Source organism: Roseibium sp. ROS1 (assembly GCF_054658215.1).
Genome location: NZ_BAAGIG010000001.1, coordinates 1,687,584 through 1,714,533 on the forward strand (window position 1 = coordinate 1,687,584; position 26,950 = coordinate 1,714,533).

Annotated in this window: 29 protein-coding genes and 1 pseudogene; 12 read left to right on the forward strand and 18 right to left on the reverse strand. The window is 57.8% G+C overall.

Translation table 11 applies throughout. The features are described 5' to 3' along the window. Window positions 1-1,776 carry an N-acetylglutaminylglutamine amidotransferase gene (locus ACYQ6M_RS07720; RefSeq protein ID WP_460073070.1) on the reverse strand — a complete coding sequence of 592 codons (1,776 nt, stop codon included), beginning with the start codon at window positions 1,774-1,776 and terminating at the stop codon, window positions 1-3. 84 nt (window positions 1,777-1,860) lie between these two features. Here ACYQ6M_RS07720 and ACYQ6M_RS07725 point away from each other — a divergent pair, with 84 nt between their 5' ends. Then, a complete protein-coding gene (locus ACYQ6M_RS07725) occupies window positions 1,861-2,337 on the forward strand; it encodes a MarR family winged helix-turn-helix transcriptional regulator (protein WP_023001062.1) in 477 nt (158 codons plus the stop codon). Window positions 2,338-2,352: 15 nt separating this feature from the next. On the opposite strand, the gene ACYQ6M_RS07730 is transcribed toward ACYQ6M_RS07725, so the two are convergent. Further along, window positions 2,353-4,494: a bifunctional diguanylate cyclase/phosphodiesterase gene (locus ACYQ6M_RS07730; protein WP_460073205.1), complete on the reverse strand. Its 2,142-nt coding sequence runs from the start codon at window positions 4,492-4,494 to the stop codon at window positions 2,353-2,355. A gap of 452 nt (window positions 4,495-4,946) precedes the next feature. Here ACYQ6M_RS07730 and ACYQ6M_RS07735 point away from each other — a divergent pair, with 452 nt between their 5' ends. Then, window positions 4,947-6,371, forward strand: a complete 1,425-nt coding sequence (locus ACYQ6M_RS07735; RefSeq protein WP_023001064.1) for a TrkH family potassium uptake protein — start codon at window positions 4,947-4,949, stop codon at window positions 6,369-6,371. A gap of 62 nt (window positions 6,372-6,433) precedes the next feature. Next, window positions 6,434-7,138, forward strand: a complete 705-nt coding sequence (gene sfsA, locus ACYQ6M_RS07740; RefSeq protein WP_062488489.1) for a DNA/RNA nuclease SfsA — start codon at window positions 6,434-6,436, stop codon at window positions 7,136-7,138. Here sfsA and ACYQ6M_RS07745 read toward each other — a convergent pair. The 6 genes and pseudogenes from ACYQ6M_RS07745 to ACYQ6M_RS07770 all read right to left on the reverse strand — a co-directional run. Further along, a pseudogene (locus tag ACYQ6M_RS07745) lies at window positions 7,128-7,184 on the reverse strand (hypothetical protein); the annotation flags it as partial. The gene sfsA and the pseudogene ACYQ6M_RS07745 sit on opposite strands and share 11 nt — an antisense overlap. 14 nt (window positions 7,185-7,198) lie before the next feature. Next, window positions 7,199-7,879 carry a L,D-transpeptidase gene (locus ACYQ6M_RS07750; RefSeq protein ID WP_075282450.1) on the reverse strand — a complete coding sequence of 227 codons (681 nt, stop codon included), beginning with the start codon at window positions 7,877-7,879 and terminating at the stop codon, window positions 7,199-7,201. A gap of 247 nt (window positions 7,880-8,126) precedes the next feature. Next, entirely contained in the window at window positions 8,127-8,636 is a 510-nt protein-coding gene (gene gpt / locus ACYQ6M_RS07755; RefSeq protein WP_023001067.1) for a xanthine phosphoribosyltransferase, read from the reverse strand. Between the two features lie 15 nt (window positions 8,637-8,651). Beyond that, entirely contained in the window at window positions 8,652-9,395 is a 744-nt protein-coding gene (locus tag ACYQ6M_RS07760) for a competence/damage-inducible protein A (RefSeq protein WP_023001068.1), read from the reverse strand. Window positions 9,396-9,468: 73 nt separating this feature from the next. After that, window positions 9,469-10,671: an FAD-dependent monooxygenase gene (locus ACYQ6M_RS07765; RefSeq protein WP_460073074.1), complete on the reverse strand. Its 1,203-nt coding sequence runs from the start codon at window positions 10,669-10,671 to the stop codon at window positions 9,469-9,471. A gap of 15 nt (window positions 10,672-10,686) precedes the next feature. Then, entirely contained in the window at window positions 10,687-10,932 is a 246-nt protein-coding gene (locus ACYQ6M_RS07770) for a zinc-finger domain-containing protein (protein WP_023001070.1), read from the reverse strand. A gap of 214 nt (window positions 10,933-11,146) precedes the next feature. Here ACYQ6M_RS07770 and ACYQ6M_RS07775 point away from each other — a divergent pair, with 214 nt between their 5' ends. Both ACYQ6M_RS07775 and ACYQ6M_RS07780 read left to right on the forward strand, forming a co-directional pair. Further along, window positions 11,147-11,902 carry an alpha/beta fold hydrolase gene (locus tag ACYQ6M_RS07775; RefSeq protein WP_055654839.1) on the forward strand — a complete coding sequence of 252 codons (756 nt, stop codon included), beginning with the start codon at window positions 11,147-11,149 and terminating at the stop codon, window positions 11,900-11,902. Between the two features lie 65 nt (window positions 11,903-11,967). Continuing rightward, complete coding sequence (locus tag ACYQ6M_RS07780; RefSeq protein WP_055654838.1) at window positions 11,968-12,852, forward strand: alpha/beta fold hydrolase; 885 nt, start codon at window positions 11,968-11,970, stop codon at window positions 12,850-12,852. 131 nt (window positions 12,853-12,983) lie between these two features. On the opposite strand, the gene ACYQ6M_RS07785 is transcribed toward ACYQ6M_RS07780, so the two are convergent. After that, on the reverse strand, window positions 12,984-13,796 hold the full coding sequence (locus tag ACYQ6M_RS07785; protein WP_460073076.1) for an enoyl-CoA hydratase: 813 nt from the start codon (window positions 13,794-13,796) through the stop codon (window positions 12,984-12,986). A gap of 166 nt (window positions 13,797-13,962) precedes the next feature. On the opposite strand from ACYQ6M_RS07785, the gene cysE reads away from it, so the two are divergent. Continuing rightward, the gene (cysE, locus tag ACYQ6M_RS07790; RefSeq protein WP_023001074.1) at window positions 13,963-14,799 is read left to right on the forward strand and encodes a serine O-acetyltransferase; all 837 of its coding nucleotides are present in this window, start codon (window positions 13,963-13,965) and stop codon (window positions 14,797-14,799) included. Between the two features lie 112 nt (window positions 14,800-14,911). After that, window positions 14,912-15,127, forward strand: a complete 216-nt coding sequence (locus ACYQ6M_RS07795; RefSeq protein WP_006940479.1) for a DUF3126 family protein — start codon at window positions 14,912-14,914, stop codon at window positions 15,125-15,127. A gap of 86 nt (window positions 15,128-15,213) precedes the next feature. On the opposite strand, the gene ACYQ6M_RS07800 is transcribed toward ACYQ6M_RS07795, so the two are convergent. Beyond that, window positions 15,214-15,843: a hypothetical protein gene (locus tag ACYQ6M_RS07800; RefSeq protein WP_460073079.1), complete on the reverse strand. Its 630-nt coding sequence runs from the start codon at window positions 15,841-15,843 to the stop codon at window positions 15,214-15,216. Between the two features lie 282 nt (window positions 15,844-16,125). Here ACYQ6M_RS07800 and ACYQ6M_RS07805 point away from each other — a divergent pair, with 282 nt between their 5' ends. Next, a complete protein-coding gene (locus ACYQ6M_RS07805) occupies window positions 16,126-16,452 on the forward strand; it encodes a DUF6949 family protein (protein WP_023001076.1) in 327 nt (108 codons plus the stop codon). A gap of 6 nt (window positions 16,453-16,458) precedes the next feature. Beyond that, a complete protein-coding gene (locus ACYQ6M_RS07810) occupies window positions 16,459-16,986 on the forward strand; it encodes a gamma carbonic anhydrase family protein (RefSeq protein ID WP_023001077.1) in 528 nt (175 codons plus the stop codon). Window positions 16,987-17,161: 175 nt separating this feature from the next. Here the strand turns inward: ACYQ6M_RS07810 and ACYQ6M_RS07815 are convergent, their stop codons facing one another. Beyond that, on the reverse strand, window positions 17,162-17,776 hold the full coding sequence (locus tag ACYQ6M_RS07815; RefSeq protein ID WP_460073081.1) for a transglutaminase-like cysteine peptidase: 615 nt from the start codon (window positions 17,774-17,776) through the stop codon (window positions 17,162-17,164). Between the two features lie 544 nt (window positions 17,777-18,320). Here ACYQ6M_RS07815 and tnpA point away from each other — a divergent pair. Next, the gene (gene tnpA / locus ACYQ6M_RS07820; RefSeq protein ID WP_460073083.1) at window positions 18,321-18,737 is read left to right on the forward strand and encodes an IS200/IS605 family transposase; all 417 of its coding nucleotides are present in this window, start codon (window positions 18,321-18,323) and stop codon (window positions 18,735-18,737) included. Between the two features lie 36 nt (window positions 18,738-18,773). Here tnpA and ACYQ6M_RS07825 read toward each other — a convergent pair whose 3' ends face one another. Both ACYQ6M_RS07825 and ACYQ6M_RS07830 read right to left on the reverse strand, forming a co-directional pair. Next, a complete protein-coding gene (locus tag ACYQ6M_RS07825; RefSeq protein ID WP_055654833.1) occupies window positions 18,774-19,409 on the reverse strand; it encodes a PilZ domain-containing protein in 636 nt (211 codons plus the stop codon). Window positions 19,410-19,777: 368 nt separating this feature from the next. Beyond that, a complete protein-coding gene (locus ACYQ6M_RS07830; protein ID WP_075282469.1) occupies window positions 19,778-20,425 on the reverse strand; it encodes a PAS domain-containing protein in 648 nt (215 codons plus the stop codon). A 555-nt stretch (window positions 20,426-20,980) separates the two neighbouring features. On the opposite strand from ACYQ6M_RS07830, the gene ACYQ6M_RS07835 reads away from it, so the two are divergent. Together ACYQ6M_RS07835 and ACYQ6M_RS07840 are read left to right on the forward strand one after the other, a co-directional pair. Then, window positions 20,981-21,769, forward strand: coding sequence for a rhomboid family intramembrane serine protease (locus ACYQ6M_RS07835; protein WP_055654831.1), 789 nt, complete (start codon window positions 20,981-20,983; stop codon window positions 21,767-21,769). A 280-nt stretch (window positions 21,770-22,049) separates the two neighbouring features. After that, window positions 22,050-22,481, forward strand: coding sequence for a CBS domain-containing protein (locus tag ACYQ6M_RS07840; RefSeq protein WP_023001082.1), 432 nt, complete (start codon window positions 22,050-22,052; stop codon window positions 22,479-22,481). A 53-nt stretch (window positions 22,482-22,534) separates the two neighbouring features. Here ACYQ6M_RS07840 and ACYQ6M_RS07845 read toward each other — a convergent pair whose 3' ends face one another. The 5 genes from ACYQ6M_RS07845 to napF are packed head-to-tail and all read right to left on the reverse strand — an operon-like array spanning window position 22,535 to window position 26,949. After that, window positions 22,535-23,182: a cytochrome c3 family protein gene (locus ACYQ6M_RS07845; RefSeq protein ID WP_031269311.1), complete on the reverse strand. Its 648-nt coding sequence runs from the start codon at window positions 23,180-23,182 to the stop codon at window positions 22,535-22,537. Further along, window positions 23,182-23,652 carry a nitrate reductase cytochrome c-type subunit gene (locus ACYQ6M_RS07850; RefSeq protein WP_023001084.1) on the reverse strand — a complete coding sequence of 157 codons (471 nt, stop codon included), beginning with the start codon at window positions 23,650-23,652 and terminating at the stop codon, window positions 23,182-23,184. Before ACYQ6M_RS07850 ends, ACYQ6M_RS07845 begins: the two co-directional genes overlap by 1 nt. 8 nt (window positions 23,653-23,660) lie before the next feature. Then, on the reverse strand, window positions 23,661-26,156 hold the full coding sequence (gene napA / locus ACYQ6M_RS07855; protein ID WP_228867788.1) for a periplasmic nitrate reductase subunit alpha: 2,496 nt from the start codon (window positions 26,154-26,156) through the stop codon (window positions 23,661-23,663). Beyond that, complete coding sequence (locus ACYQ6M_RS07860; protein ID WP_077292652.1) at window positions 26,153-26,437, reverse strand: chaperone NapD; 285 nt, start codon at window positions 26,435-26,437, stop codon at window positions 26,153-26,155. Before ACYQ6M_RS07860 ends, napA begins: the two co-directional genes overlap by 4 nt. Next, a complete protein-coding gene (gene napF / locus ACYQ6M_RS07865) occupies window positions 26,434-26,949 on the reverse strand; it encodes a ferredoxin-type protein NapF (RefSeq protein WP_228930152.1) in 516 nt (171 codons plus the stop codon). The genes ACYQ6M_RS07860 and napF overlap by 4 nt, the downstream gene beginning before the upstream one ends. Window position 26,950: the final 1 nt, after the last annotated feature.

The window sequence follows — 26,950 nt, forward strand, 5'->3', positions numbered from 1 at the left end:
TCAGACCTCCTGTGCCTGCAGCCACATTTCCAGAAGCGCGACCTGCCAAAGCTCGGAACCACGCAAAGGCGTGATGTATTTGGTCGGGTCGGCATACAGTTTCTGCAGGTAAACCTCGTTGAAGAGGCCTCGTTCCCTGGCGGCCTGACTGGAAAGCGTGTCGCGCACCATGTCGAGGTAGTCACCCTGGATGTATTTCAGGGCGGGCACCGGGAAATAGCCCTTCGGACGGTCGATGACGGCACTCGGAATGACCTTGCGCGCAGCTTCCTTCAGGACGCCCTTGCCTTCCTGTGCGAGTTTGAACTCGGCAGGAATGCGTCCGGCGAGCTCGACCAGTTCGTGATCGAGGAACGGAACGCGCGCCTCAAGGCCCCAAGCCATGGAGTGGTTGTCGACACGCTTGACCGGGTCATCCACCAACATGACGTTGGTATCGAGCCGCAGGGCCTTGTCGACCGGATCGGCAGCGCCGGAGCGGGCGAAATGTTCTTCGACGAAGGCAAGGCTTTCATCCCTGGCACAGTGGTAGGCGGGGGAAACAGCCTCTGTCATCTGTGCTTCAGTCCGGTCGAAAAAGGCCGTGGCATAATCGGAAACCGGACTGTTTGAGCCGCTGAGCTTCGGATACCAGTGGTAACCGGCAAAGACTTCGTCGGCACCCTGGCCGGACTGGACCACGGTGATGTGCTTGGAGACCTCACGCGACAGCAGATAGAAGCCGATATTGTCATAGGAGACCATCGGCTCGGACATCGCCTTGATCGCTCCGGGCAGGTTTTCCTGAAGCTCGGAGGAGGGGATGAAGATCTGCTGGTGATTTGTTCCGTAGTGTTCGGCAATCAGGTCCGAATACTGGAATTCGTCGCCCTTTTCGCCATGTGCTTCTTCAAAGCCGATGGAGAAGGTTGCAAGACCCTTCTGGCCTTCCTCGGCCAGCAGACCGACGATCAGGCTGGAATCGACACCGCCGGACAGGAGAACGCCGACAGGTACGTCGGCCACCATGCGGCGGCGAACGGCTGTGCGCAGGCTTTCCAGGACTTCATCGCGCCAGTCGTCGGCGCTGCGGGCAAGGTCTTCCGCCGTCTTTTCAAAACGCGGTTCCCAATAGGTGTACTCGGAAGAGGTGCCATCAGCTTCAAGCGTCCGCACCGTGGCCGCGGGCAGCTTGCGCACGCCGTTCAGGATCGTGCGCGGCGCGGGAACGACAGCGTGCCAGCTCATGTAGTGATGCAGCGCCACCCGGTCGATCGACTTGTCGATGCCACCGCCTGCCAGAAGTGCAGGCAGGGAGGAGGCGAAGGCAAGACGCCCGTTCGCTTCGCTCAGGTAAAGCGGCTTGATGCCGAACCTGTCGCGGGCAAGGTGAATGCGGCCGCTGTCATGCTCGTGAATGGCGATGGCGAACATGCCATGGAACCTGGAAAAGCAATCCTTGCCCCACTCGGCCCAGGCCTTGAGGATGACCTCGGTGTCGCTGGTAGAGAAGAACGAATAGCCGCGGCCAATCAGCTCGGATCGCAGCTCCTGGTAATTGTAGATGCAGCCGTTGAAGACCAGGGACAGGCCAAGCGCCATGTCGGTCATTGGCTGCGTACCACGTTCGCTTAGGTCAATAATCTTCAGGCGCCTGTGGCCAAAGGCGACCCGGCCGCGCTGCGTTACACCCATACCGTCGGGGCCGCGCGCCGCCATGGTGTCCGCCATCCGGCTGACCCGGACAACGTCTGCCTGACTGCCATTGAAAACCACTTCGCCGCAAATGCCGCACATATTGAAAAAAATCTCCGTTTTGTAACTGGACGTGCACTATATAGAGGTCTAATCATTAGAGTTCAAATTAATAGAGGTGTAATAATGCAGGCGATGCAGGCATCGCAAGTGGTCAAGGCTATCCGGAAGATCGTCCGGGCCATTGACTTGCGCTCCAGAGAAGTGTCCAGACTGACCGGGCTCACGATCCCGCAAATCGTTGTTTTGCAAGGGATTCGGGATCTGGGTGAGGTGACGACCAAAGCCCTTTCGGACAACGCTGACCTGAGCTCGGCGACCGTGGTAACCATTCTCGACAAGCTGGAAGAAAAGGGTCTTGTCGAGCGGTACAGATCCGTCTCGGACCGGCGAATCGTCCATGCCAAGCTGACGAAAAGTGGAAAAGAGGTTGCTTCAAACCTGCCTGGCCTTCTGCATGAAGAGTTCGTGCGAAAGTTCGATGATCTGAATGCCGAGGACCGGACGCACCTCGTTTCTTCAATCGAGCAGATTGCCGAAATGATGAACGCGCACAAGCTGGATGCGGCACCCATCCTGATGACGGGAAAGCTCTCGGGATAAGACACCCGGGCAAGATCAGGCTCGTTTCTTGGATGACCGGTCGGAGTCGTTCATGATGCCGGACGCTTTCAAGGTCGCCCTGAAGCTCTGAAGCTGCGATTGAATGAGGTTTGCCGGTACGGCCGGGGAGCAATAATAACCCTGAAGGCCGTCGCAGTGATGGGTCACTGTCAGCGCGAATTCTCCTGCAGTCTCGGCACCTTCCGCTATCACACGCAAGCCCAGGCTGCGTCCAAGCCGAACGATCGCCTCAAACAGCTGTTCGCGTTGCGGGTGCGTATCCGCCCCGGAAATGAAGGCTCGGTCGATCTTCAGCTCCTGGAATGGCAGCCGGTGCAGATAATTCAGGGAAGAGTAACCCGAGCCGAAATCGTCCAGGGAAAGCTGGACACCAATTTGCTGAAGTTCTGAAAGGATGTTCAGAACCAGCTGTTCCCTGGTGTCGACAAAGACGTTTTCCGTCACTTCAAGACACAGGTAGCTTGCAGGCAGGCCATAGTCGTTCAGGGTCTGCCGAACTGTGTCGGCAAAATTGGACTGGCGGAATTGAAGCGGTGATACGTTGATGGAAACCTGGCCGAACTCGAAACCGGCCTGTCGCCACTCTGCAGCCTGCTTGCACGCCGATTCCAGAACGTATTGGCCAAGGTCCAAGATAAGGCCGGTCTTTTCCGCAATCGGAATGAACTCTCCCGGCGGGATGAGGCCACGTTTTTCGTGTGGCCAGCGGAGCAGGGCTTCCAGGCCAATGAGACGGCCGTCGGCAGGGCAAACCTGAGGCTGATAATGCAAGACAAGCTGGCGGGTCTGAAGTGCAGCCCGCAGCAGCGTCTCCGTGAGCATTTCACTCTGGACGCGGTCGTTCAGGGGCGGAGAGAAGAATTCGTATCGTGCACCTGCGTTCCGCTTTGCTGCCCGCAAGGCAAGTCCTGCCATACGGTGAGCCGTTTCCGCGTCCTCTGCATCTTGCGGCAAAAGGGCTATGCCGATGCTTGGTTCTACACGGATTTCGCCTTCTTCCAGCTGGAAGGGGACGGACAGCATGTCGATTGCCTGCACCGCGTAGTCTTCTGCAATCGCGCCCTTGCTGTCAAAGGGCAGGAGAATGCAGAAATCGTCTGCCGAAATTCGAGCAATCTGCGCGCTCGGACCGAAGATATTTGCAAGACGTGCGTAGGCCTGTAACAGGACCCGGTTACCTGCCTGCTGGCCGAAGGTGTCGTTCACCTTGGCAAAGCCATTGAAATCCAGATGGATCAGTGAGGCCGAATAGGTGCCGGACCTTGCCCGTTGCAAGGCTTCGCTCAGATCCGAGAAGTATCTGGCGCGGTTGCCTGCGGTTGTTACGGGGTCCGTATAGGCAAGCTTGTGAAGCTTGTCCTGCAGGTCGGTGACCCTCTCCAGACCATGCGCCAGATCACCGATCTCGTCCCGCCGGTCCGTGAAGGGAATGCGTTTTGGCTGGGTGCCGGTGGCCAGTTCATCCGCTGTCTTTGCCAGGCGGCGCAATGGCCGCAATTCGAAACGCAGGAACAATCCACCCACAAGGATGACAGCAAACAGGATGACAATGGCTGCAGAGGCCATGCGTGTCTTCAGTCGGTTTTCTGCCAATGTCAGGTCGTCTGCCCAGCCGACATCAACTGCGATTGCACCGACAAGCTTACCGCCATCGGTGACAATCGGGGTCATATAGGCGAGGCGGAACCTGCCCTGAACCGGAACATTGCCCGCATATGGCTGGCCTGCAGAAAGACTGGCAAATGCGGGGTGGCGTTCACTGATGGAAAAAGCCGGCGGGGGCTCACCCTTGGGGTGGCTGAAAGTGGTGGCGAAGCGGTCGAAGGATCTGGTCTCGCCCGACCAGCTGAACAAATTCGCCGCGCCCTGATTGGTCTTGCCTATGGTTTCGATCAAGCCGTCCAGCTTTTCGCTTGGCTGGAGCAATTCTTTGGCAGAAGCTTCGGAAACGCGAATGACGATCGGCTCACCGCTATCGGCGAAAACCGGATTGAAGCTTTCATTCGTGCCGTAATGCAGCATTGAAGCAGCGGCACGTGCGGCCCGGTCCAGCCTGATGGTGGCATTTTCCTGAGTGCTTCTGGACAAATCGAGATAGGCAAGCCCTGAGACCAGCCCGATGCTGCAAAGCACCATCACCACCAGGGTGAGGCTGATCCTGAATACAAGCGAATGTAGTCCGAGCCGTTCTATTGCACCAAATCCTTGTCAATTTCACGTATAGGAAGCTGGATTGGCAATTAGCACGTAAAAGTAATTCTTATTCGCTACGAAATCCTGAACAGGGCTAAAAAAATTGGCAGTTTCCCGCGCTGTTCCTGCGTAGCGTGCCCGTGCACAGACGCCAATCAACTTCGTCAGGCGGTTCCAAAATGGAAGGACAAGCTCTATTGGCGGTGTGAGACATGCCTTTTGTTGACCGGGACCCGGATGGTCATCCCCGTCATCTTCCGGGGAACGCGCGCCAAAGCCATTGGAAAATCGGCAGAAAGGCGTTAGGACGAGTGGTTGGTGCGGCAATTCGCGGATCGGCCGACCGACACAGCGTTTTTCGGGAAGACTGATACTTGATTTCTCTCAGACCAGTTTTGAATGTTCTCGGATTTCTGTATGTCGGCCTGGCAACTGCCATGCTCATTCCCGCTATCGTGGACGTTGCCCAGAAAAATGCCGATTGGCAGGCCTTTGTCTTTTCCGCACTTCTGACCGGCATGATCGGCATGCTGTTGTCTCTTGCCGTCGGCGGATCGCTGCGCGAGGGGCTGGATACGCGGCAGACCTTCGTTCTCACGACGCTTGCGTGGACGACGTTGCCGGCCTTCGGCGCGCTGCCGTTCCTGTGGCTTGGCATCGGCTACGCGGATGCGGTGTTCGAGGCGGTTTCCGGTTTCACCACCACGGGATCCACCGTTCTGACCGGCATCGACAGTCTGCCGCCGGGCCTTCTGGTCTGGCGGTCGCTGATGCAGTGGATGGGCGGCGTCGGTATCATCGTTATGGCCATCGTGCTGCTGCCGTTCCTGAGAATCGGCGGTATGCAGCTTTTCCAGAGCGAGAACTCCGACCGGTCCGAGAAGATTGTCAGCCGGTCGGTTGAACTGATCCGGCTGATCGGCCTTGCCTACCTGTTCCTGACATTCCTTTGCATCGTCGCCTATCTGGTCACGGGGATTGAGCTGTTCGATGCCTTCAATCACGCCCTGACCACGATCGCCACGGGCGGTTTTTCCACCCATGATCAATCCTTCGGCTATTTCACCAATCCGGCCTCGGGTTGGGTTGCGATCGTTTTCATGATCATCGGTGCCTTGCCGTTCGTGCTGATTGTCCAGGCCTTGCGTGGTCATCCGCTGCAGCTCTGGCGAGATCCGCAGGTGCGGGCATTGCTGGGATTTCTGGCTGTCGTTGCGTTGACGCTGACCGTCTATCTCGGCCTCAACATGCACTTTCCCTTCGATGAAGCGCTGTTGAGGGCCACCTTCAACGTGGTTTCCATCGTTACTGGAACCGGATATGCGCTGGGCGACTATTCGCAGTGGGGCGCGCCGGTCGTCGGGATCGCGCTGCTGTTGATGTTCGTTGGGGGGTGTACCGGTTCAACGACAGGCGGCATCAAGATTTTCCGCTTCCTGGTCTTCTTCGGTACTGTCCGCGCGCATCTGCGCCGCATGGTGCGTCCACACCGGATCATGTCGGAAGAGTACGGCGGGACAAGACTGACACCTGAACTGTCCTTCTCGGTTCTGGCCTTCCTTGTTGTCTACATGGGGTCGGTGGGCATCATCACCGTTGCCTTGTCCTTCTTCGATCTGGATCTGGTTACCGCCATCTCCGCCGCGGCAACATCCGTGGGCAACGTCGGTCCGGGCCTGGGGCCGGTCATCGGCCCAGCAGGGCATTTTGCTCCGCTGCCGGACGGCGCCAAGTGGCTGTTGTCCTTTGCCATGCTGGTCGGCCGCCTTGAGCTGTTCACAATCCTGGTTCTTCTTGATCCGGATTTCTGGTCAAAGTGACCTTTAAGCTCACCTGAACGAACGGGGCCGTCCGGCCCTGATCTGCACGAGAGAGATCTGCCATGAAGTTTTCCGCGCCCCTTGTCAGTGGCCGTCTGGTCAAGCGCTACAAGCGTTTCCTTGCCGATGTTCTTCTGGACGACAATGGCGGTGCGATCACGGCTCATTGCGCCAACCCGGGCTCGATGCTCGGCTTGAAGGAGCCGGGATCTCGTGTCTGGCTGTCGGCTTCGGACAACCCGAAACGCAAGCTCAAATATTCCTGGGAAGTGATCGAGGCCGACGGGGCTCTGGTCGGCATCAACACGGCGCATCCCAATAAGCTGGTGGAAGAAGCGTTGGAGGCAGGGCGTATTGCCGGACTTACAGGCTATCAGACGCTGCGCCGTGAAGTGAAATACGGCAAGAACTCACGTATCGACATTCTGCTGGAAGGTGCAGACGGCGCGAAGACCTACGTGGAAGTGAAGAACGTCCACCTGATGCGTGAAGCAGGACTTGCTGAATTTCCGGACAGTGTCACTGCCCGCGGGGCCAAGCATCTTGTGGAACTGGGCGACATGGTGGCCGAGGGGCACCGCGCGGCAATGGTGTTTCTGGTCCAGCGGCCCGATTGTAGCCGGATGAGCCTTGCGGACGACATCGACCCTGCCTATGCAGCCGCCTTTGCCGAGGCCAGACGAGCCGGAGTGGAGGCCTTTGCAATTGGCTGCGATGTCCGGCTGGACGGTATTGATGCAGTCAAGCCGGTCGAAATCATCGCCTGAGCGAAGCCAAGCCAAGCCAAGCCAAACCAAGCCAAGTCAAGCCAAACTGATCGGCAGCTGTTACGCCTGCCGCACGACAATCGGCGTGCCGTTTGGCACACGGTTATAAAGATCGATAATGTCCTGCTGGAGCAGGCGCACGCAGCCGGACGACACGGCCTTGCCAATGGACAAGGTTTCCGACGTGCCGTGCAGGCGGTAGAGCGTGTCGCGATTGCCTTCAAAAATATAAAGAGCTCGCGCACCCAGCGGATTGTCGAGACCCGGCGGCATGCCGTTCCTGTATTTCTCCAGTTCTGGCTGACGGTCGATCATTTCAGCCGGCGGCGTCCACTTGGGCCAGGCAGCCTTGCGTGCGATGCGTGCACGGCCACCCCAGGCGAATCCTTCCCGGCCGATGCCGACGCCATACCGCATTGCCTGGCCGCCCTCCATGGTCAGGTAGAGAAACCGGTTGGGCGTATCGACGATGATCGTGCCCGCCGGTTCGGGAGCGGCATAGGTCACCAGTTGGCGGTAGTAGACCGGATCGATCTTCGACAGATCCACTGCCGGAATAGGGTAGGGCTCTTCCGGCATTGCCCGGTACATCTGAAGGTACTCGGGTGAAATGCGCACAGCTCTTCCCAGGCCATCGGCTGGGTAACCAGGTCCTGCAAGTTGTCCGGTTCTTTGACTGGATGCGCAGCCGGTCACAAGAGCGGCGGCAGCGGAGGCGAGGAACAAACGTCTGTTGAGCATTCCGTTTTCCGAAATCGGCTTTCGTAGCGTGTAACGACCATGTTTTCGGAGAGGAAACGCATGACAGGCGACAAAGTTCTGATTTGCCGAATTTTTGTTTCGGCGAGCCGAGATATGTGGGTGGAATGAGTTGACGGCAGACGCAAAAAGACCGGCCAAACGCCATGTCTGACCGGTCGATTGTCGATTTACAAACAGGGTTCCAGCCGAAACGTGGCAGGACCTTCAAAAGTTCGCGACGTCTGGATCAGCCCGCGGTTTCTTTCGAAAGCGGCGGCTGGAACTGCCAGCCCATGTCCCAGGGGAAATAGATCCAGGTGTCCTGCGATACTTCTGTGATGAAGGTATCGACCATGGGCACGCCAACCGGCTTCGCATAAACAGTCGCGTAGTGCGCCTTCGGCAGCATTTCACGAACCACTTTCAGGGTTTTGCCGGTGTCGACCAGATCGTCGATCACCAGAACACCGCTGCCTTCACCGTCTTCCAGGTCGATGACCTTCGGATCGATCGGCTTGATGACCTTGAGCGAACCCTGACTGTCGTAGTCGTGATAGGACGCAATGCAGACGGTTTCGATGGTGCGGATGCCAAGCTCACGCGCAACGATCCCGGCCGGTACCAGTCCGCCACGGGTGATGCAGACGATCGCCTTCCATTCGCCTTCGCTAGAAAGGCGCCAGGCAAGTGCGCGGGAATCTCTGTGAAACATGTCCCAGGAAACGGGGAATGCTTTGTCTTGGGCTGGGTTTTCCATTTCTAGTCCTTCAGATTATCCCGACAGGTCGGCGACAGCTTCCGCGACATCCCTGACCGCGGCCATCAGTATCGCCTCGTCCCGCGAGCGGATCACGATTTGTGTGGTGAACTTGCCGTCCGTCGCTCTCGGATAAGAGCCAATCAAGGTTTGCGGATGCGCGTCCTGAATGGCAGCGAGGCGCTCGGCGATGCGGCTTTCAGGCATGTCTGCGGCAACGGTTTCCGACAGCATCTTCTTGCCAGTCTTCAGCGAGGGCGCAAGCGCGTCCATCATCGCCTGCATGATCGACGGCACGCCTGCCATCACGTGGACGTTCTCGATCCGGAAGCCCGGTGCCTTCGAAACCTTGTTTTCGATGAGGTCCGCGCCTTCGGGGATTCGTGCCATCCGCTGGCGAGCCGGGGTGAATTGGCCCGGCGGGTAGTGGGGTTCCATGATTGCGACAGCGCGCGGATCAAGGTTCAGTGCAACACCAAAGGCGTCGGCGATGCTTTCGGCCGTGATGTCGTCGTGTGTCGGGCCAATGCCGCCGGACGTGAACACGTAGTCGTAGCGCGCCCGCAGCGCATTGACGGCACCGATGATTTCCGGCTTTTCGTCCGGAACAATGCGCACTTCCTTGAGGTCAATGCCAAGCGCAGTCAGGTAGTCGGCGAGGAAGCCGATGTTCTTGTCCTTCGTGCGGCCGGACAGGATCTCATCCCCGATGACCAGAAACGCAGCGGTTACAACGTCATCTGCCCTCTGACCGGTCATCTTCACACTCCCTGACACATGGATGGGGATTGGCTTTATCCCAGCTTGACGCCGGGCTCAAGCGAAAGCGGGTCTATTGCCCGGGAGTCCAGCCATAAATATCGTCAAACCTGGCAGCCAGACTGGTTGGTTTCGACAGGCGCAAAACGGTGTCGCGGGCGAAGGCCATCGCGCCACCGTAGTGGAATGTTCGGGCATTTCTGAAAGAAATACCCTGAATGTGCTGTACCCGTTGTTTGCGTTGCCGCTCAAACGCCCTGAAGGCAGCGGGGATGTTTTCGACATCCTGAGGCATATGCTCAGCCAGGATCGCTGCGTCCTCGATGGACATTGCCGCCCCCTGCGCCATGAACGGCAGCATCGCATGGGCGGCATCACCGATCAGCGCAATATTGCCATGGGTCCAGGGGCCTCCAGCGTCCACGCTGCACAGGGCCCATTTCAACCAGGCGTCAGGGATCGTGAGAAGATTGCGAACTTCGGTTGGCCAATCCCGGAAAATCTTCAGAAGGGTTTCCTTGTTGGCCTTTGCAGACCAGGTCTCGTCCTCCCAGGCCTCTTCGACCAGCCCGACGATGTTCAGTTCCCGACCGCCACGAACCGGGTAATGCACCAGATGGGCGCTCTTGTGGAACCAGAGGCCGGCATCGTGGCGCCAGCGCTCGGGCACCGCATCGATCGGGACCGTGGCCCTGTAGGCGACCTGGCCGCTGTAATGAGCGTCTTCATGTCCGGGAATGAGCCGCCTGGTCCTGGACCAGACCCCATCAGCGCCAATGAGAGCCCTGCAATGAAGATTTCCCGAGATCTCATCGTCCTGGAACACGCAGGTCAGGTGCTCGTAGGGCGAGGATTCCAGATCGATAACTTCGCTTGAAAGGCGGAGGGAGATACCGTCACTGGCCTGGACTTTCTCCAGAAGCACGCGCTGGAGATCTGCCCGGTGGATTTCCCAGAAAGGATAGCCGTGTCGCTCCTTAAGGAAGGTACCCATGGTCACTCTGGCGAGCTCTTCACCAGATTTTGCCGAGAAAATTTTTACGAAGTCCGGGGCGTAGGCATGTGGGGTGAGGTCTTCCAGCAAGCCAAGCTGATCGAGCACCGAGCAGGCGTTGGGAGAGAGCTGAAGGCCGGCGCCAACTTCCGAAAGTTGCCGAGCCCTGTCCATGAGAACAATTTCATGCCCTTGAGCATGCAGGCAAAGGGCGGCCGTTAGACCGCCAATCCCTGCGCCGGCAATAATGATCGGAAGACCGGTCTCACCATTCGTGCTCATGGACAGACCAATAAATTACGCCGCTACAGGCGTCCAGGTGCAGTCTGAAGGCGAGGATTCGGTTGCCTGCAGTGTCTTGTCGAACTTGTAGAGCGTCGAGCAATAGGGGCAGACCACTTCGTTCTCACTACCCATGTCGAGGAAGACATGAGGATGATCAAACGGAGGATTTGCACCGATGCACATGAATTCCCGTGCGCCGATCGCCACCGAATCGTGTCCGCTGGAGTTCTGGAAATGCGGGACGACATGATCCGCCATGTTGAAATTCCTCTGTCTCTAAAGGGTTGAACCCCGATAGCAAATTTTCCGGACCATATCCATTTGTAAAATATATGGGTAGACCCGGAATCTTCGATCCACAACCGCAGCAAGGCTCCACCTGGAGCCGGAAATGGGCTTTACCTTCGCTGCCCAAACCCCTTACTCTACCGTGAAATTGTGTTTTCCGTTTACGTAAGGGTTAATGTCTTAGATGCCTCAGTTCGAGTTCGATGGTGTTAGGATCGCCTATGAGGATAAAGGTGAGGGGGACCCGATCCTGCTGATCCACGGGTTCGCGTCCAACAAGCAGGTGAACTGGCAGTATCCCGGTTGGGTCGATTTGCTGGTCGGCGACGGCAGGCGCGTGATTACCATCGACAATCGCGGCCATGGCGACAGTCAGAAGTTCTACGACCCGGCAGCTTATGGTGCACCGGTGATGGCGGAAGATGCCAAACGCCTGCTCGACCATCTTGATATCGAACGTGCCGATGTCATGGGCTACTCGATGGGCGCAAGAATCTCGGCATTCCTGACACTCAATCACCCGGGCAGGGTGCGTCGTGCGATCTTCAGCGGTCTGGGCTACGGCATGATTTCCGGCATCGGAGATCCGGAACCGATTGCGACAGCCCTTGAGACCGACCGCATCCAGGACATTTCCGATCGCACCGGACGCGCCTTCAGGGCCTTTGCGGAGCAGACAGGGTCCGATCGCCGGGCGCTGGCGGCCTGCATGCGCTCCTCGCGGCAGAAAATCAGCGAGGAAGACGTCGCGCGCATTGAACGCCCGGTGTTGATTGCCGTCGGTACGAAGGATGATATCGCCGGGTCCCCGCACAAGCTGGCGGCCTTGATTCCGCACGCGGAAGTTCTGGAGATCCCGGGCCGAGATCACATGGTTGCGGTGGGCGACAAGGTGCACAAGCAGGGCGTTCTGGCGTTCCTGAACAACATTGAAGCGTAAGGCTTGATGCCACCGGAGGCGCAAGCCGCGCTGTGGTGTGCTGATCGGGTATCGAGGGAGGTTGCATGGGTCCGAAGCGTGTTGAATTCCAGGGCGCGGAAAAGAACGGTCTGGTGGCGGATCGCTACGGGGTAGGGGACTTGCCTGTGATCATGCTCCACGGCGGCGGCCAGACCCGGCATTCCTGGGACGGTGCTGCACGCAGGATCGCGGATCTTGGGCACCCGGTCTATTCACTGGACCAGCGCGGACATGGCGAAAGCGACTGGGTTGCCTCGGGAAACTATGCATTCGACGATTTCGCCAGGGATCTCGTGGCTGTCACCAGTCAGGTTGAGGCCTTGCACAAGGCGAACCCGGTTGTCGTTGGTGCGTCGCTTGGCGGCTTTGCCGGTATGCTGGCGGAGGGCCAGGAAAACAGGGGCGGTCTTTCCGCGCTGGTTCTGGTGGACATCACGCCACGGATCGACATGGGTGGTGTCGCCAAGATCCTGGGCTTCATGGGAGACAGGGTCGATGACGGCTTTGCCGATGTGGAAGAGGCCGCTGATGCGATCGCCCGCTATCTGCCCAACCGCTCGCGGCCCAAGGATCTGTCCGGCCTCTCAAAGAACCTTCGCCTCCATGCAGATGGCCGCTACCGCTGGCATTGGGACCCGGCTTTCCTGAAGTCAAAGCATCATCAGGACGAAGACAGGGCGGTGGAGTCGCAAGAGCGCATGCTGGCTGCGGCGGGCAATCTTTCCGTGCCTGTTCTCCTGATCCGGGGGCAGAACTCCGAATTGGTGTCCATGGACCATGTTCGCGAGTTCCAGGCGCTGGTGCCTCACTCGAAATTCACCGATATCCGTGATGCCGGACACATGGTTGCCGGCGATCGCAACGACGTTTTTGCCGGGGCGGTAGAGGACTTCCTGATCGCACTCAAAACCGATGCCGCAATGGCCTGAGGCAGGTTTGCCGACAAGTCGTCGTGACGTGTTCGGGTGTTCGCTGTGAAGTGAAAACGGGAGTCGTTTCAACTTGCTGGCAGAAGTGGTTGAGAGGTTGATTCAGCTTCGGGGCTTGGCTTGCGATCTTGTCAGACGCCAGTGAACACCGGCGATCTCTTTTCCAGAAAGGCCCTGCAGCCTTCGCGGTAGTCGGCACTGTCGATACAGACCTGCGCATTTGCAAGGTCAGCCGTTGCGTCCGCCTGACTGCCGGGCTGGGCGAGGCGATTGATGGCTTGCTTGGCTGCCTTCAGTGACAAAGGCGCATTGGCGCAGAGTACCTTGCTCAGCGCGTTGATGTGCTGGTTCAGATCCATGTCATCCACCACTTCATTGACAAGGCCCATGTCCAGCGCCTTTTCGGCCGTCAAGCGCTCGGCCGAAAACAGCAATCTCTTGGCGTTGGAAGGTGAAACGGCTTCCAGAAGATCCCCGAGCGCTTCGGGCGGATAGGCAAGACCGAGCCTCGCTGCAGGAATGGCGAAAAAGGCGGAATGGGCCGCGATGCGCAGATCGCAGGCGAGCGCGAGGCCCAGGCCGCCGCCAAGGCAGGGGCCTTCGATCGCCGCAATGACCGGGACGGGCAGCGCCTTAAGCGCCTTGAAGGCGGCAACATTTATGTCATCGTATCTCTTGGCGGCTTCCGGCGTCGAGCGGATGGCTTCGAATTCCGATATGTCAGCGCCCGCGCAAAAGCTCTTGCCACCGGCACCACGCACGATGCAGACGCGCAGATCCGGATCCCGTGCGAGCTCTGCCAGAAGACCGGGAATTGCCTGCCATGCGGCAAGAGGCAGCGCGTTTTTTCTGTCGGGCGCATTCAACACAAGCTCTGCAATCTGACCGTTGCGGATCACCATCGGGTTGCCGGAAGGGGCTGATTGGGACGTTTGTGTTGGCATGATTTAACCTCAAATTGCGATTTCAGTTAGCAAGATGCTGAAAATCTTCAGGTATCGGGGTTCATTCGAAACGGTCATATCTGATATCAGGAAGTTTGATTTGGGAATATCAGACGACAGTCCTATTTTAAGGACCACTCGTGACGGCTTGAAAAGGAGACAGGCCATGTCGGCACCGATCAGCAAGACCGGTTTGAAAGAAGTTCCGACCCATGATCCGGTCTGGCATCAACTGAGGGATGAAGCACAAGCGATGGTCGCGGCAGAGCCGGCCCTGTCGTCCTTCGTCTACGAAACGGTTCTGAACCATGACAGCCTGGAAGAGGCCGTCGTTCATCGCCTTGGCGACCGGCTGGGCCGGGACATTGTTTCCGCATCATTGATCCGGCAAACCTATCTTGAAGCCCTGGCAGACGAGCCGGAGCTGGCAAAGATTTTCCGGGTCGACATCGTTGCCGTCTTCGACCGCGATCCGGCATGCTTCCGTTTCCTGGAGCCGGTCCTTTACTTCAAGGGCTTCCATGGTCTGCAGACGCACCGGCTGGCAAACTGGCTGTGGCGTCGTGGCCGGAAGGATTTTGCCCTTTATCTGCAAAGCCGCAGCTCTGAAGTTTTTCAGATCGACATCCATCCGGCGGTTCCCGTCGGGCGCGGTATCTTCATCGACCACGGTACCGGTATTGTGGTTGGCGGAACCGCGGTGATCGAGGACGATGTCTCGATCCTGCAGGGCGTCACCCTTGGCGGCACCGGCAAGGAAGATGGCGACCGCCATCCGAAGATCCGCCGCGGTGTCTTGCTGGGGGCGGGAGCCAAGGTGCTCGGCAACCTGGAAATCGGACATTGCTCGCGCATTGCCTCGGGGTCCGTGGTGCTTCAGGACGTGCCTGCAAACACGACGGTTGCCGGGGTTCCGGCCAAGATCGTCGGCAAGGCAGGGTGCGCAGAACCGGCCCGCAGCATGAATCAGCTGCTCGGTGAAGACGCCGGCCAGACGAATTGAAATTCCGGTTTCAGGAAGACGGGGAAAGCTTGCGGAAAGGCTTTGGCATTTCCGTTGGCTCCTGTAGGGTCCGCGCCAGATTGATGCTGAAGGCAAAGAACAGGAGAGCGCCGTGAAACCCGATGAAATCCGAAAGATCGAAGCCTATCTGCGTTCGAAGTTCGAGAACAAGACCATCAAGGTGCAGGCCCGTCCGCGCAAGGACGACTCTGCTGAAGTTTACATCGGCGATGAATTCATCGGTGTCATCTTCCGGGACGATGAGGATGAAGATCTGAGCTGGAACTTCCAGATGGCGATCCTTGAAATTGATCTGGACGAAGTCTGAGTTTCAGACTTTTCGATCGTAACGTGAAAAGGCGGCTCCTCTGGTGAGCCGCCTTTTTCATTTCTCCGCCATTCGCGCAAGTCAGGTCACTGCATTCGGTAACCTTCGATGCTGGCAACGATGTCGCCGTCGAGACGGCGCCAGTCCGGCAGCAGCGATTGATCGAAGCTGTAGCGCAGCTCCAGACCCGAGGCGAACACGATGGCACGGTGGCAACCGGCTTTTCCGGAAGTGCTGTCTTTGCGGCATCGTGCGATGAAGCCGTTTTGAACGGTTGGATCGTAGACGATGAGATCCGTCGCAGGCGCGCCACGCGCCGACAATTTCAGCACCTTCAGTCCAGAAGGCCCCTTCATCTCGCCGCCGCGTGCAAGACGCCTGTAGAACGGATCAAGCCTTGCCCGCAGGCTCTCCCGGCCGGGATTGCTCTCAAGGTCAACCTGGATCGTCGCAGGGGTGTCCCATCCCGTATCGTTGTTCTTGGTGGCGCTGGAAGACCAGTGCAGGTTCAGGCGAAGTGTTTCAAACACGGCTTCGGAACCAAGGGCCTGCCGTTTCTGCGAAGCCGTCGCGATCAGGTTCAGGGGAAGCTCAAAGCGGGTCGTGCCAACCGCAAAGCGGACGGGCTGGTCCTGTCTGATGCCTGCCTCCATCGGCCAGCCGGATGACCAGGAGTAGATCTTCCCGCCAACATGAGCCGTGCCCAATACACACATTGCCAACGCCAGCCAGGTGAAGTGGCGGGGATCGGTTCTGATCGGGCCTGGCAAGGAGACAGGTATCACGACTTCAGTCCCTTGATTGGCTGTGCACATATATGGGACAGGTTGTCCTGAAACGGCACAGGTGTCCCGCTTGGGGAAGGCGTTGACACTGCTCGAAGTGGCTCAATTGAGGGGATTTCGCTCATTTGCCGTTCCGGCACAGTCTTTGCTCTTGACCCTTTACGAATTCTTAATCACTTTCCGTGCGAAAGAGTTAACAAGGGGTTAACGGGCGTGCTGTTCAATCTTCTAATCGTTGGATATATCGCATGCGCCGGATTTGTTGCGTCCGGTGTGCTGGGCAGCCTTTATCAGCTGATCACGAAGCAGCCGCCGAAGTTCGCCTTTGACGGAGAGGGCATCCTGTCGTTTATCGCCGGCGTTTTTGTCTGCGTGTTCGCTGGACCCTTCATCATCATGCGCAATGCCATTCGCGGACGCAGGATCGAAAAGCGGCCGTTGGGTTGGCTGGTCGCGTCTTCGACGATTGCCGGCATGTGGAGCATGTGTTCCGGTGTTATGGTGATCAACGTTGCCCTGATCATGATTGGTTACACCTGAGGTCTCATGCCGGTCTTTGCTCTTGATGGACGTACGCCCGTTTTTCCGGAAAACGGGGAATACTGGATCGCACCGAATGCGACGCTGATTGGCGATATCATTCTGCAGGAAGCTGCAAGCGTCTGGTTCAACGCGGTCCTGCGTGGCGATAACGAGCCGATTACCGTCGGCATGCGCTCCAACGTCCAGGACGGTTGCGTCTTTCATACGGACATGGGTTACCCGCTGACCATCGGCGCCAACTGCACGATCGGCCACAAGGCAATCCTGCATGGCTGTACGATCAAGGACAATTCGCTGGTCGGGATGGGCGCGACAATTCTGAACGGCGCTGTCATCGGCTCCAACTGTATCATTGGTGCCAATGCCCTTATTGCCGAAGGCAAGGAAATTCCGGACAATTCTCTTGTGGTGGGCGTGCCAGGAAAGGTCGTGAAAACGTTGCCGCTGGAAGCGGCGAACGGGATTGCGAATTCCGCCGACGGATATGTGCGCAACTGGCGACGCTTCAAGGCCGGCCTGCGGGAACTCTGATCCGCTTTGATCTTGACCCCTTCGACCCGATCCCGATTGAGCTGGGCCTGAAAAGGCGGGAACCGGCCTGCGGGGGGCGGGCCGGTTCCCTGGATCCGGTCGTGGTAGGGATGGGGAGGGTGGGGACGCGACCGGATCGTCCTAGAGGCCGGCTGAAGCCGGACCAATCCCAATCCTAGTTGGACACGCTACTGACAGTCGTCACGCGCGTGTCTGCAATACCTGTCCACTGTACAGGCGAGCTGGCGGACTGACGCTTGATGTAACGGTAGGGTGTCGAATACCAGGGCAGCACTGCCTCGATCTGGTTGTCGAGGATCATGTCGCCATGGTCCGTACGTACCGTCAGAACGGCATGACCCGAGTTCTGGGTATCTTTTGCAACAGTGATCAGAAGGGCGCTCTTCGGCCAGCCGGCTTCTATCAGGACCCGCTGCTTTTCAAGGACGTATTCTTCGCAGTCACCGTATCCGTTTACCGGATAGGTCCAGTATTCTTCCTGGCCGAACAGGTCCTGGTCGGTCATAGGATGAATCCGGCGATTGACTTCCTTGTTGATTGCAATGAGTTCGTTCCAGCGGGCTTCGTCCAGCTTCACGACAACCGGCTTGTATGTTTCCTTCGGACAAGCCGAGACGTTGTCACGGCAGAACTGGTCATAGCCGACGGGTGCCTTGACAACCATTTGCATGTCCATGAAGCGGCCAGGTTCTGCCTGTGCAACCGATCCGATGACGGTGCAAGACAGCAACATTGCAGATGCGAGTAGAGTTCTGTGAAGTAATTTCATCGTAACGCCCTCCCCAAGGCTGACGCAACGATGACTCAATGATTTTTACTTGGAGAAAATCACCAAAGTAAAACTGTATTTGTATTTTATGTGTGTTTGATTTTCTTTTTATCGTTATTTGAATTTACTTTAATTCAAGTTGGAAGAAAATTTTCGTAAAATTTGATGCATCCTCCAGAAGTCATTGAATTAGTGAGAAATTGGTGTTTTTCGAGTGGTGCGAAATCGGTTTTCAATCGCCTGGTTTTCGGTCTGGAGCGGGTCTTGTGCCTGTCCTCGAGGGTGAGAAAAGGGCATGAAAGTTTTTTGATTTTTTTGGATCTGGCCACCAAAAAAGAAACGCCATTACCCGGAAAATTGCGCAGAAACGAAAAGACCCGGCAAAAAGCCGGGCCTGTCTGAAGGCTTCTAAGTTCCATTGCCTTGGGTTAGCTCCCCCGTCTTCCAGACGGGCACGCTTTAGCGGAGCTCACAATGAATGATCATCCTCTGAGGAAAATGAACCGCCGAAGGGCTGAAGGTTCATTTTCCTCAGAGGATGATCATGCACTACGACAAAGGCAAGCATTGCACCTTTCACCACCGCTATCACCTGGTTTGGATTACCAAGTACCGGTACAAGGTTTTGCACGGGGATGTGGGCCTGCGTGTGCGGGAGATTATCCGTCAGGTTTGCTCGGAAAACCGGGTGGAGATTTTGAAGGGCGTGTTGGCGGCGGACCATGTGCACATGTTCGTGTCGATCCCACCGAGCCTTGCGGTCAGCGACCTGATGCGCAAGATGAAGGGCCGGTCGTCGCACAAGGTGCAACAGGAGTTCCCTCAGTTGAAGAAGCGTTACTGGGGCAGGCACTTTTGGGGGCGGGGATACTTTTCGGCCACCAACGGCGCAATTACCGAAGACACCGTACTTCAGTACCTGGAACAACACTCAAACAAATCTACCGGCGCAAGCCGGTAGTGGTTTAAGCACTTGCGATTGATGAGAAAGCTAAAGTCAGCTTTCCTCTGGTGCCGATATGTGATGTTCCAGCAATTCGCGGCTTTGAACAGCAGCAAATTCGACGGCTATGCCACCTTCGATGCGGCGAATGACACGTGCATGCATCTTGCCGAGCGTGATGGCGTCGCCCATCTCCGGCACGATGTCCGTGGCGATGGCCGCGCCGGACAGGGATACGTCTATGATGCGGCAGACATGTTCCGAGCCGTCCGGCAGGATCATCTTCGTCATCGGGTTTTTGGGCACGAAGCGGTCGTGGCGGCGGTCTTCGGGAAGATTGAGTTCGTCCCGGTTCGCAAGCCACGTCAAAACATTGGCGATCTTGTCGCGTTTGCGGACCGTATTGCGCAGTTCAACCGCAAAGCCACCATCGATCAGGCGGGAAATCCTGCCTTCGACGCGGCTCAGGTGGTCAAGATAGGCAATCACGCGTTCGCCGACCCTGCCGGTGACCGGTGTAATCATGGCCATGCCGCCCGGCGACATGTCGATAACCTGACAAGGATATTCGCGCCGATCTTCAAGCATGAAGCGGCCCAGTATATTGACCTGGACCCGTTGATGGCGCCGGCGGTCAGTGACTTGAAGCGATCTGCTTCCTTCGGTTGCTGTTGCCACTCCGGCGCTCATGCCTGTTCTATCCAAAACGGTGCGTAAATCGCATTGTCCCCGGCTGAGATGCGATTCAAAAGACGTCTTTCAAAGCACTTTAGGTAGCTGGGGTTAACGATGTGTAAGAGTGTAGCTCAGAAGGCGCACAGGTCCAGACTTGTGATCGATAAAAATGCGGGTACGGCCGTGATGTTCGGAATTCGAGCGTCCTCTGGCGAGAAAGCACAATAACGCGAGAGTAAAAATCCGGAAGGAAGGACTTCTTTTCAGCTGAATATAGGCTGCAAAACAGCCGGTGCCGGACATGAATTCGGGCCAGCTGATTCTCGGCCGGCCCGATTTCGCAGGTGAACAGGGATGTTACCAGACTTGCTATGTTGTGCGGATCAGGTCTTGCCGCCGGAATAGACGGTCAGATGTCCGACCTTGCGCTCCGCACCGCTCGGCAGGGGCGGTGTCGGCATGGCGATGCCCTCGGCGGTAAACCGCGGCAGGATCGGGTTGAGCGTGGAAGCAGGGGAATCCACGAAATAGGGGCGCTCGTCCGGCCAGACCAGGCGCAGGCTGCTGATCGACTGGCTCAAAATGGGATGCAGGCCGATCCAATAGGGTTTTTCCATCGGGGTACAGCTTCCCAGGACACGGATCCTGCCTTCACCTGGAACATTCAGCGGTACCAGCAGCATTTCCATCTGCAGGATCTGTCCGCGTTCCGTATGGCCGTTGATGCCGATTACGGCCGCGGCCGCATCTTCGGTGATGGCGGCGATCAGGCTTTCCAGGGCTTCACGGTCTTTCACGCTCCAGCCGCGCAGGAAGTTGCGGCCCTTGAGTTCCCGGCAATGTGCGGAACACAGACGTGTACCGGCGAGGCGGTAGCGCACATCCCTGGAACCGTTCGTCTCCAGAATGAAGGTGTCACCAAGAAGGCCGCGGATCTCACCCGGATCGACTTCACTGCGGTTCGGTGCAGGACGGGCGCCGCGAAGATTGTCCCAGTAGTTGTAAAGAGTTTGCGTTACGCCGTGTTTCATCTGGTTCGCCTCTTTGCCATTCTTGCGCCCGGTGTTTCGTCTCAAGACAGTTCTTGTTTCAAAACGGGACGAAAATGCTTCCCTGTTGGTTTTTGACCTTTACAAAGCAGGGCGCGTGCCAAGTGCTTGTTGGCGCGAAAGCTTGAGAGGCGGTCAGAAATTAAGGTTAATTTTCGGTAAAGCTTGTATTGGGGGCGGTTGCCTGTCAGCTTAACACTCAGTTCACATAGACAGCGGGTGGGAGGAACCTGTTGTTGCAGGTCAGGCCGCGGGCCGATAGGTACAGCCGCCAAGAGCTGCCTCGGTAAAACAAGCGCCGGCCAAAGTGAACAACTGTCCTGAACGGGCGTCGTGGGGACGCGACCGGTTTTGGGGGGCATCGCAAAGCGCTGGTCACCTTTAGGTGGCCGGCGCTTTGTATTTTCAGGCTTTTTGGGGATTGTGACCGGTGAAGTCGAAGTCACTATTTCCCGGTTTCGCATGTTCTGGCGGTCGAACCACTCTTGTTTTGTCTTCGATCTGGCTTAGAAGAAAGACAGGAAAGGCAGAGGGTCCATGAACGTTTACCGCATTGATGAAGAACGCGCCCGGCGCGAAAAAGCCCAGAAGGAACAACCTCCCCAACGGCCGTCCGGTCCGCCCGTGTTCAATCTGCCCGGGATCATCGTCTGGCTTGGCGGTATCCTGATTGCGATCCACGTTCTGCGTGTGATGGTCCTTCCGGCAAACCTGGACAATCTGATCATCGAACTTTTTGCATTCTGGCCGGTAAAATATGCCTATCTCGGCAGTCTCCCGCCTTTTGATCTTCTCTCCAGCCTCTGGGCCTTCGTCACTTACAGCCTGCTGCATGGTGGCGCCATGCACATCATCTTCAACCTGCTCTGGATGGCGATTTTCGGCAGTGCGGTTGCCAGGCGGTTTGGCGTGGGCCGGTTTCTGTTGTTTTCAGCGGCCTGTTCCGTTGGCGGGGCGCTGGCTCATCTTGCCACCCATTGGGGGGAAGGGGCGCCGATGATCGGTGCATCCGCCGCCATTTCCGGCCAGATGGCTGCGGCCATTCGCTTCGTTTTCGAGCGTGGTGGCCCGCTGGGTGCGATCCGCAGCAACGATCCGACAGCCTATTTCGTACCGGCGCAGCCGCTTGCGGAATGCCTTCGCAATCAACAGGTTCTGGTTTTTGTCGCGGTATGGTTCGGGCTCAATCTTTTCTTCGGCCTGATGAGCGGTCCCGTTGCGGGACAGCCGGCAAGTGTTGCCTGGCAAGCTCATATTGGTGGATTTGTCGCCGGACTTGCCCTGTTCCCGCTGTTTGACCCCGTGCCGCAGCGGCGGAATTCCTGACGCGAAGCGAAAGTGCGTTCAAGACGCAAGGTCAACAGTTTGCGCGATCTGATTTTTTTGCCATGATACCTGACGACTGGAGGTCGTCCTGTCGGATTCGAATGGACGTCCGGCCCCAGTCGGTGCGAAAGTGGTCGAGCAGCTGGAACATCTCCATCCGGAGACCGGCTGGCAGACTACATTAAGGTCGATCAACTATTGACGTTTGATCGCTTCCGATTGAGCGTCGGTTGATCTGGTCCGGTAAAACGGACCGATTGATGCCATGGGAGGTGATTGAATGACCGTAGCCGCTATCCTGAGTGGGAAAGGCCACGATATTATCACAGCGCGCAGCGACGCGTTGCTCAGCGAAATTTGTGAAACCCTGGCAAAACACAAGATCGGTGCCGTGGTCGTTTCCGACAAGGAAGGTGCCGTTGACGGCATTGTGTCAGAGCGGGACATCGTTCGCGTGGTCGGTACGCAAGGCGTGTCGGCGCTGAAAACACCGGTTTCCGGTGTCATGACCAAGAACGTGGTTACCTGCTCCGAAGAGAACAACATCAACGAAGTCATGGCTCGCATGACACAGGGCAGGTTCCGCCATATGCCGGTCGTGAAGGACGGCAAGCTGACCGGTGTGATCTCCATCGGCGACGTTGTGAAGTTCAAGATTGCGCAGGTTGAACTCGAAGCCGAGCAGATGCGCAGCTACATTACTATGGCCTGACGTGAAAAAGGCTGGCTTGTCAGCCAGCCTTTTTTGTTTCGACGTGTGATTTATCAATCTTGCCGTGTTGCCAGAAACGCGGTGGCTTCCTTCAGCATCTTTTCGGGTTTTTCCCCGTGCCATGCCGACTGGGACATGTCCGGCAAGCGATGCGCAATGCCCTTGTGGCAATCGATGCAGGTCTTTTCACCCGTGAACAGGAAGCGTTGGTGCGCCTCCGAGGCCCTTCCACTCTGACGGGTTATGTCCATGGAATCGGCGGAATGGCAGTTGCGGCACTCCAGCGAATTGTTCGCCTTGAGCCGGGCCCATTCGTGCTGGGCCAGTTCAAGCCGGTGTTCCAGAAACTTTTCCCGCGTATTGATCGTCCCGAAAATCTTGCCCCAGACCTCCTTTGAAGCCTGCATCTTGCGGGCGATCTTGTCTGTCCATTCATGGGGGACATGGCAATCCGGACACGTGGCTCTCACGCCCGAGCGGTTGGAGTAGTGGATTGTCGTTTTAAGCTCGGCAAAGACGTTGTCGCGCATCTCGTGACAGCCCGTGCAGAACTTCTCGGTATTGGTCAACTCCAGCGCGGTGTTGAAACCACCCCAGAAAATTATGCCCATGATGAAGCCGCCGAGGGTCAGAAAGCCGAGGCTGTAGTGCACGCTCGGGCGGCGGATGGTGGTCCAGAGCCTTTTGAGGAAGGCCAGCATCATTTGGCCCCCTCTTTGGATTTCACATATTCGAGCACTTCATCGACATCGACAAAGTCGTTCTCGACCAGAGGCCGGGCGTCGGTCTGCGGCACGTGGCACTGATTGCAGAAGTACCGCCGAGGAGTGACGGACGCCAGGAACTGGTTGTCCCGGTTCATGAAATGCGTGATCGACACCATTGGCGCCTGGCTGACTTCGATGGCTGTACGGGAGTGACAGCTCAGGCACTTGTTGGAGTTCTTGTCGATCTGATAGCCCTCGATCGTGTGAGGGATCAGCGGTGGCTGCTCGGGATAGTTCCGCACCTGGCGAATGTCGGAGTTCACCGGCTTTGGCATGGGTGCAGGCGTCCCGTTTTCCGCCAACGGCGTTGCGGGGCGCATGGTGGCGATGTGTTCCTGGGCGGCTGCGGCAGCTGCGGCAACCAACAGGGCGGCGCAGGCAAGGCCGATTGCAAAGCGTTTCATGGCTCACCTCACACTGCTTCTACGCGCACGGCGCATTTCTTGAAATCGGTCTGCTTCGACAGTGGATCGGTCGCGTCCAGCGTGACCTTGTTGATCAACTGGCGGGCATCGAACCAGGGCACGAAAATCAGCCCCTTGGGCGGTTTGTTGCGGCCTCTGGTTTCGACGCGGGTGAGAATTTCCCCACGTCTGGATTTGATGCGCACTTCCGCACCGCGCCTCAGGCCTAGAGCCTCGGCATCGTCCGGATGCATGTAGCAGAGGGCATCGGGCACGGCCTTGTAGAGTTCAGGCACGCGCTGCGTCATCGATCCAGAGTGCCAGTGCTCCAGAACCCGGCCGGTGGACAGCCAGAAGGGATACTCCTCATCCGGGCTTTCGGCGGGCGGTTCAAAGGGCAGGGCGAAGGCGACCGCCTTGCCGTCCGGTTTCCCATAGAAATCGAACGCGGCTCCTTCTTTCACATAAGGGTCGTATTTGCCGTTGTAGCGCCAGCGGGTTTCCTTGCCGTCCACCACGGGCCAACGGAGCCCGCGTACTTGGTGGTAGGTGTCGAAATCCGCCAGGTCGTGGCCGTGTCCGCGGCCGAACTGGGCGTATTCCTCAAACAGGCCTTTCTGGATGTAGAAGCCGAATTCGTCGGATTCGCGGTTTTCGTAGTCTTCCGCCCGCTCGCTGTTGGGGAAGGCGTTGACGTTGCCGTTTTCGAACAGAACCTCGTACAGCGTCTTACCCTTGTAATCGGGATTGTCGGCCAGAAGCTCGGGCGGCCAGACCTCGTCTGTTGTGAAACGTTTGGAAAACTCAACCAGCTGCCACAGGTCGGACATGGCCCCTTCCGGTGCGTCGACGAGCTGGTGCCAGAACTGGGTGCGGCGCTCGGCGTTGCCGTAGGCACCTTCCTTTTCCACCCACATTGCGGTTGGCAGAACAAGGTCGGCGGCTTCGGCCGTCACAGTCGGGTAGGCATCGGAAACGACGATGAAGTTTTCCGGATTGCGATATCCGGGCAGGCCTTCTTCCATCATGTTCGGGGCGGCCTGCATGTTGTTGTTGACCTGCACCCAGTAGCAGTTGATTTCGCCGTCCTTGAGTTTCCGGTTCTGCAGAACGGCATGTGCACCTATCCATTCAGGAACGGTTCCTGCCGGCAGTTTCCAGATCTTTTCGGCTGTTGCCCGGTGCTCCGGATTTGAAACCACGAGGTCGGCAGGCAGACGGTGAGCGAAGGTGCCGACTTCGCGGGCGGTGCCGCAGGCAGACGGCTGGCCGGTCAGGGAGAAGGGGGAATTGCCGGGTTGGGCAATTTTACCGGTCAACAGGTGGATGTTGTAGATGAGGTTGTTCATCCACACACCGCGGGTATGCTGGTTGACGCCCATGGTCCAAAGGGACATCACCTTGGTGTCCGGATCTGCGTAAAGCTCAGCGATCTGCTGAAGCCGCTCCTTTGAAACTCCGGACTTCTCCGCGGCGAAATCCAGTGTGTAGGGTTTCACGAATTCGGCGAATTCCTCGAGAGACATCGGCTCGGAATCGCCGCTGCCGGCATTTGCTGCAGCGGCTTCAAGCGGATTTTCCGGTCGCAAGCCATAGCCGATGTCCTGTGCGCCCTTCCGGAAATTGACGTGGTTTGACACGAACTCCTCGTTGACCGCGCCGGACTGGATGATGTGGTTCGCAATATAGTTGGCGATGATCAGGTCCGTCTGGGGAACGAATACGCCGGGAATGTCCGCCAGATCGAAGCTGCGATGTTCGAAGGTGGAAAGCACGGCAACCTTGACATGGGGATGGCTGAGGCGCCGGTCGGCGATCCTGGTCCACAGGATCGGATGCATCTCGGCCATGTTGGAGCCCCAGAGCACAAAGGCGTCGGCGTTTTCAAAGTCGTCGTAGCAGCCCATGGGCTCGTCAATGCCGAAGGCACGGATGAACCCGACGACAGCTGACGCCATGCAGTGGCGAGCATTGGGGTCGATATTGTTGGAGCGGAAGCCGGCCTTCATCAGCTTGGAAGCCGCATACCCTTCCCAGACCGTCCATTGGCCCGAGCCGAACATGCCGACAGCCTTCGGGCCCTTGGCCTTCAGTGTCGCCTTCCATTTCTCGGCCATGATGTCGAACGCTTCGTCCCAGGATACCGGTTCGAAGTCGCCGTCCTTGTCGAACTTGCCGTTCTTCTTGCGCAGGAGAGGTGTGGTCAGCCGGTCCTTGCCGTACATGATCTTCGACAGGAAGTAGCCCTTGACGCAGTTGAGGCCCCGGTTCACCTCCGCTTCAGCGTCGCCGTGGGTTGCAACCACGCGTCCAGCCTTGGTCGCGACCATGATGGAGCAGCCGGTGCCGCAGAAGCGGCAGGCTGCCTTGGACCACTTCAGGTCAGTCAAATGCGCATGGGTAACAAGGTTCTGTGCGGCCGCAGGCACCGGTAGTCCCGCTGCCGCGGCGGCGGCCGCCACAGCCTGCGCCTTGATGACATCACGTCTGCTTATTCCGCTCATTGTGTGTCTCCTTGAAGGGAGGTCGGTGTCGCCTCGGGCGCACCGTCTGTCTGGTGGTAAACAAGGGATGCGCTCACAACGCCGGTGAGCAGCTGGATATCCGTGAGGGCCTGTACGATTTCCGCTTCGTTCGCGGTTTCCAGTGTCACGATCAGGCGTCCCTGATCATCGGAATGGGCGATCTCGGCGCCGCCGAGTGCAAGAATGTCCCGCTCGACATCGGATATCGCTTCGGTCCGCGCATGAACGAGAAGACTGGCTATGTGGACTGTTGTGCTCATGCTGTCTGGGCATCCTCTTTGGGATGGACAATGGCCAGTGCATCCTGCGGACAGACTGGGAGACAGGCTCCGCAGCCCGTGCAGGCATCTGTTTCGATGCGAAGCCGGCCAAAGGGTCGTTTGGTGAGATCTATGCGGATTGCCGAAGTGGGGCAGATATCCCGGCACACCTGGCAGGCAATGCCATGATCCTGCAGGCAACCCGGCTGAAATTCAGCCTTCATCGGCCAGGCCGGTGTGCGCTTCGTGTCAAAGACGTCCTGTGCGCAGGCGTCTGCGCATTTGCCGCAGAAAGTACATTCGCCGCCGTCGAAGACAACTTCCGGCCGCCCGGTGTCGTCTGGCCTCAAGATGGATTCGGGGCAAGCTTCGCTGCAGGCGTTACAGCTTGTGCAACGCGCGGCAACAAGGGCTTCGTCCGTCCAGGGTGGGCGAAGTCTCTGGATCTCCGGTTGGCTGGGCAGTTTCAGGAATGCTCTGCGGCTGGCCGAAAAATGAGGGTCGGGTGACATT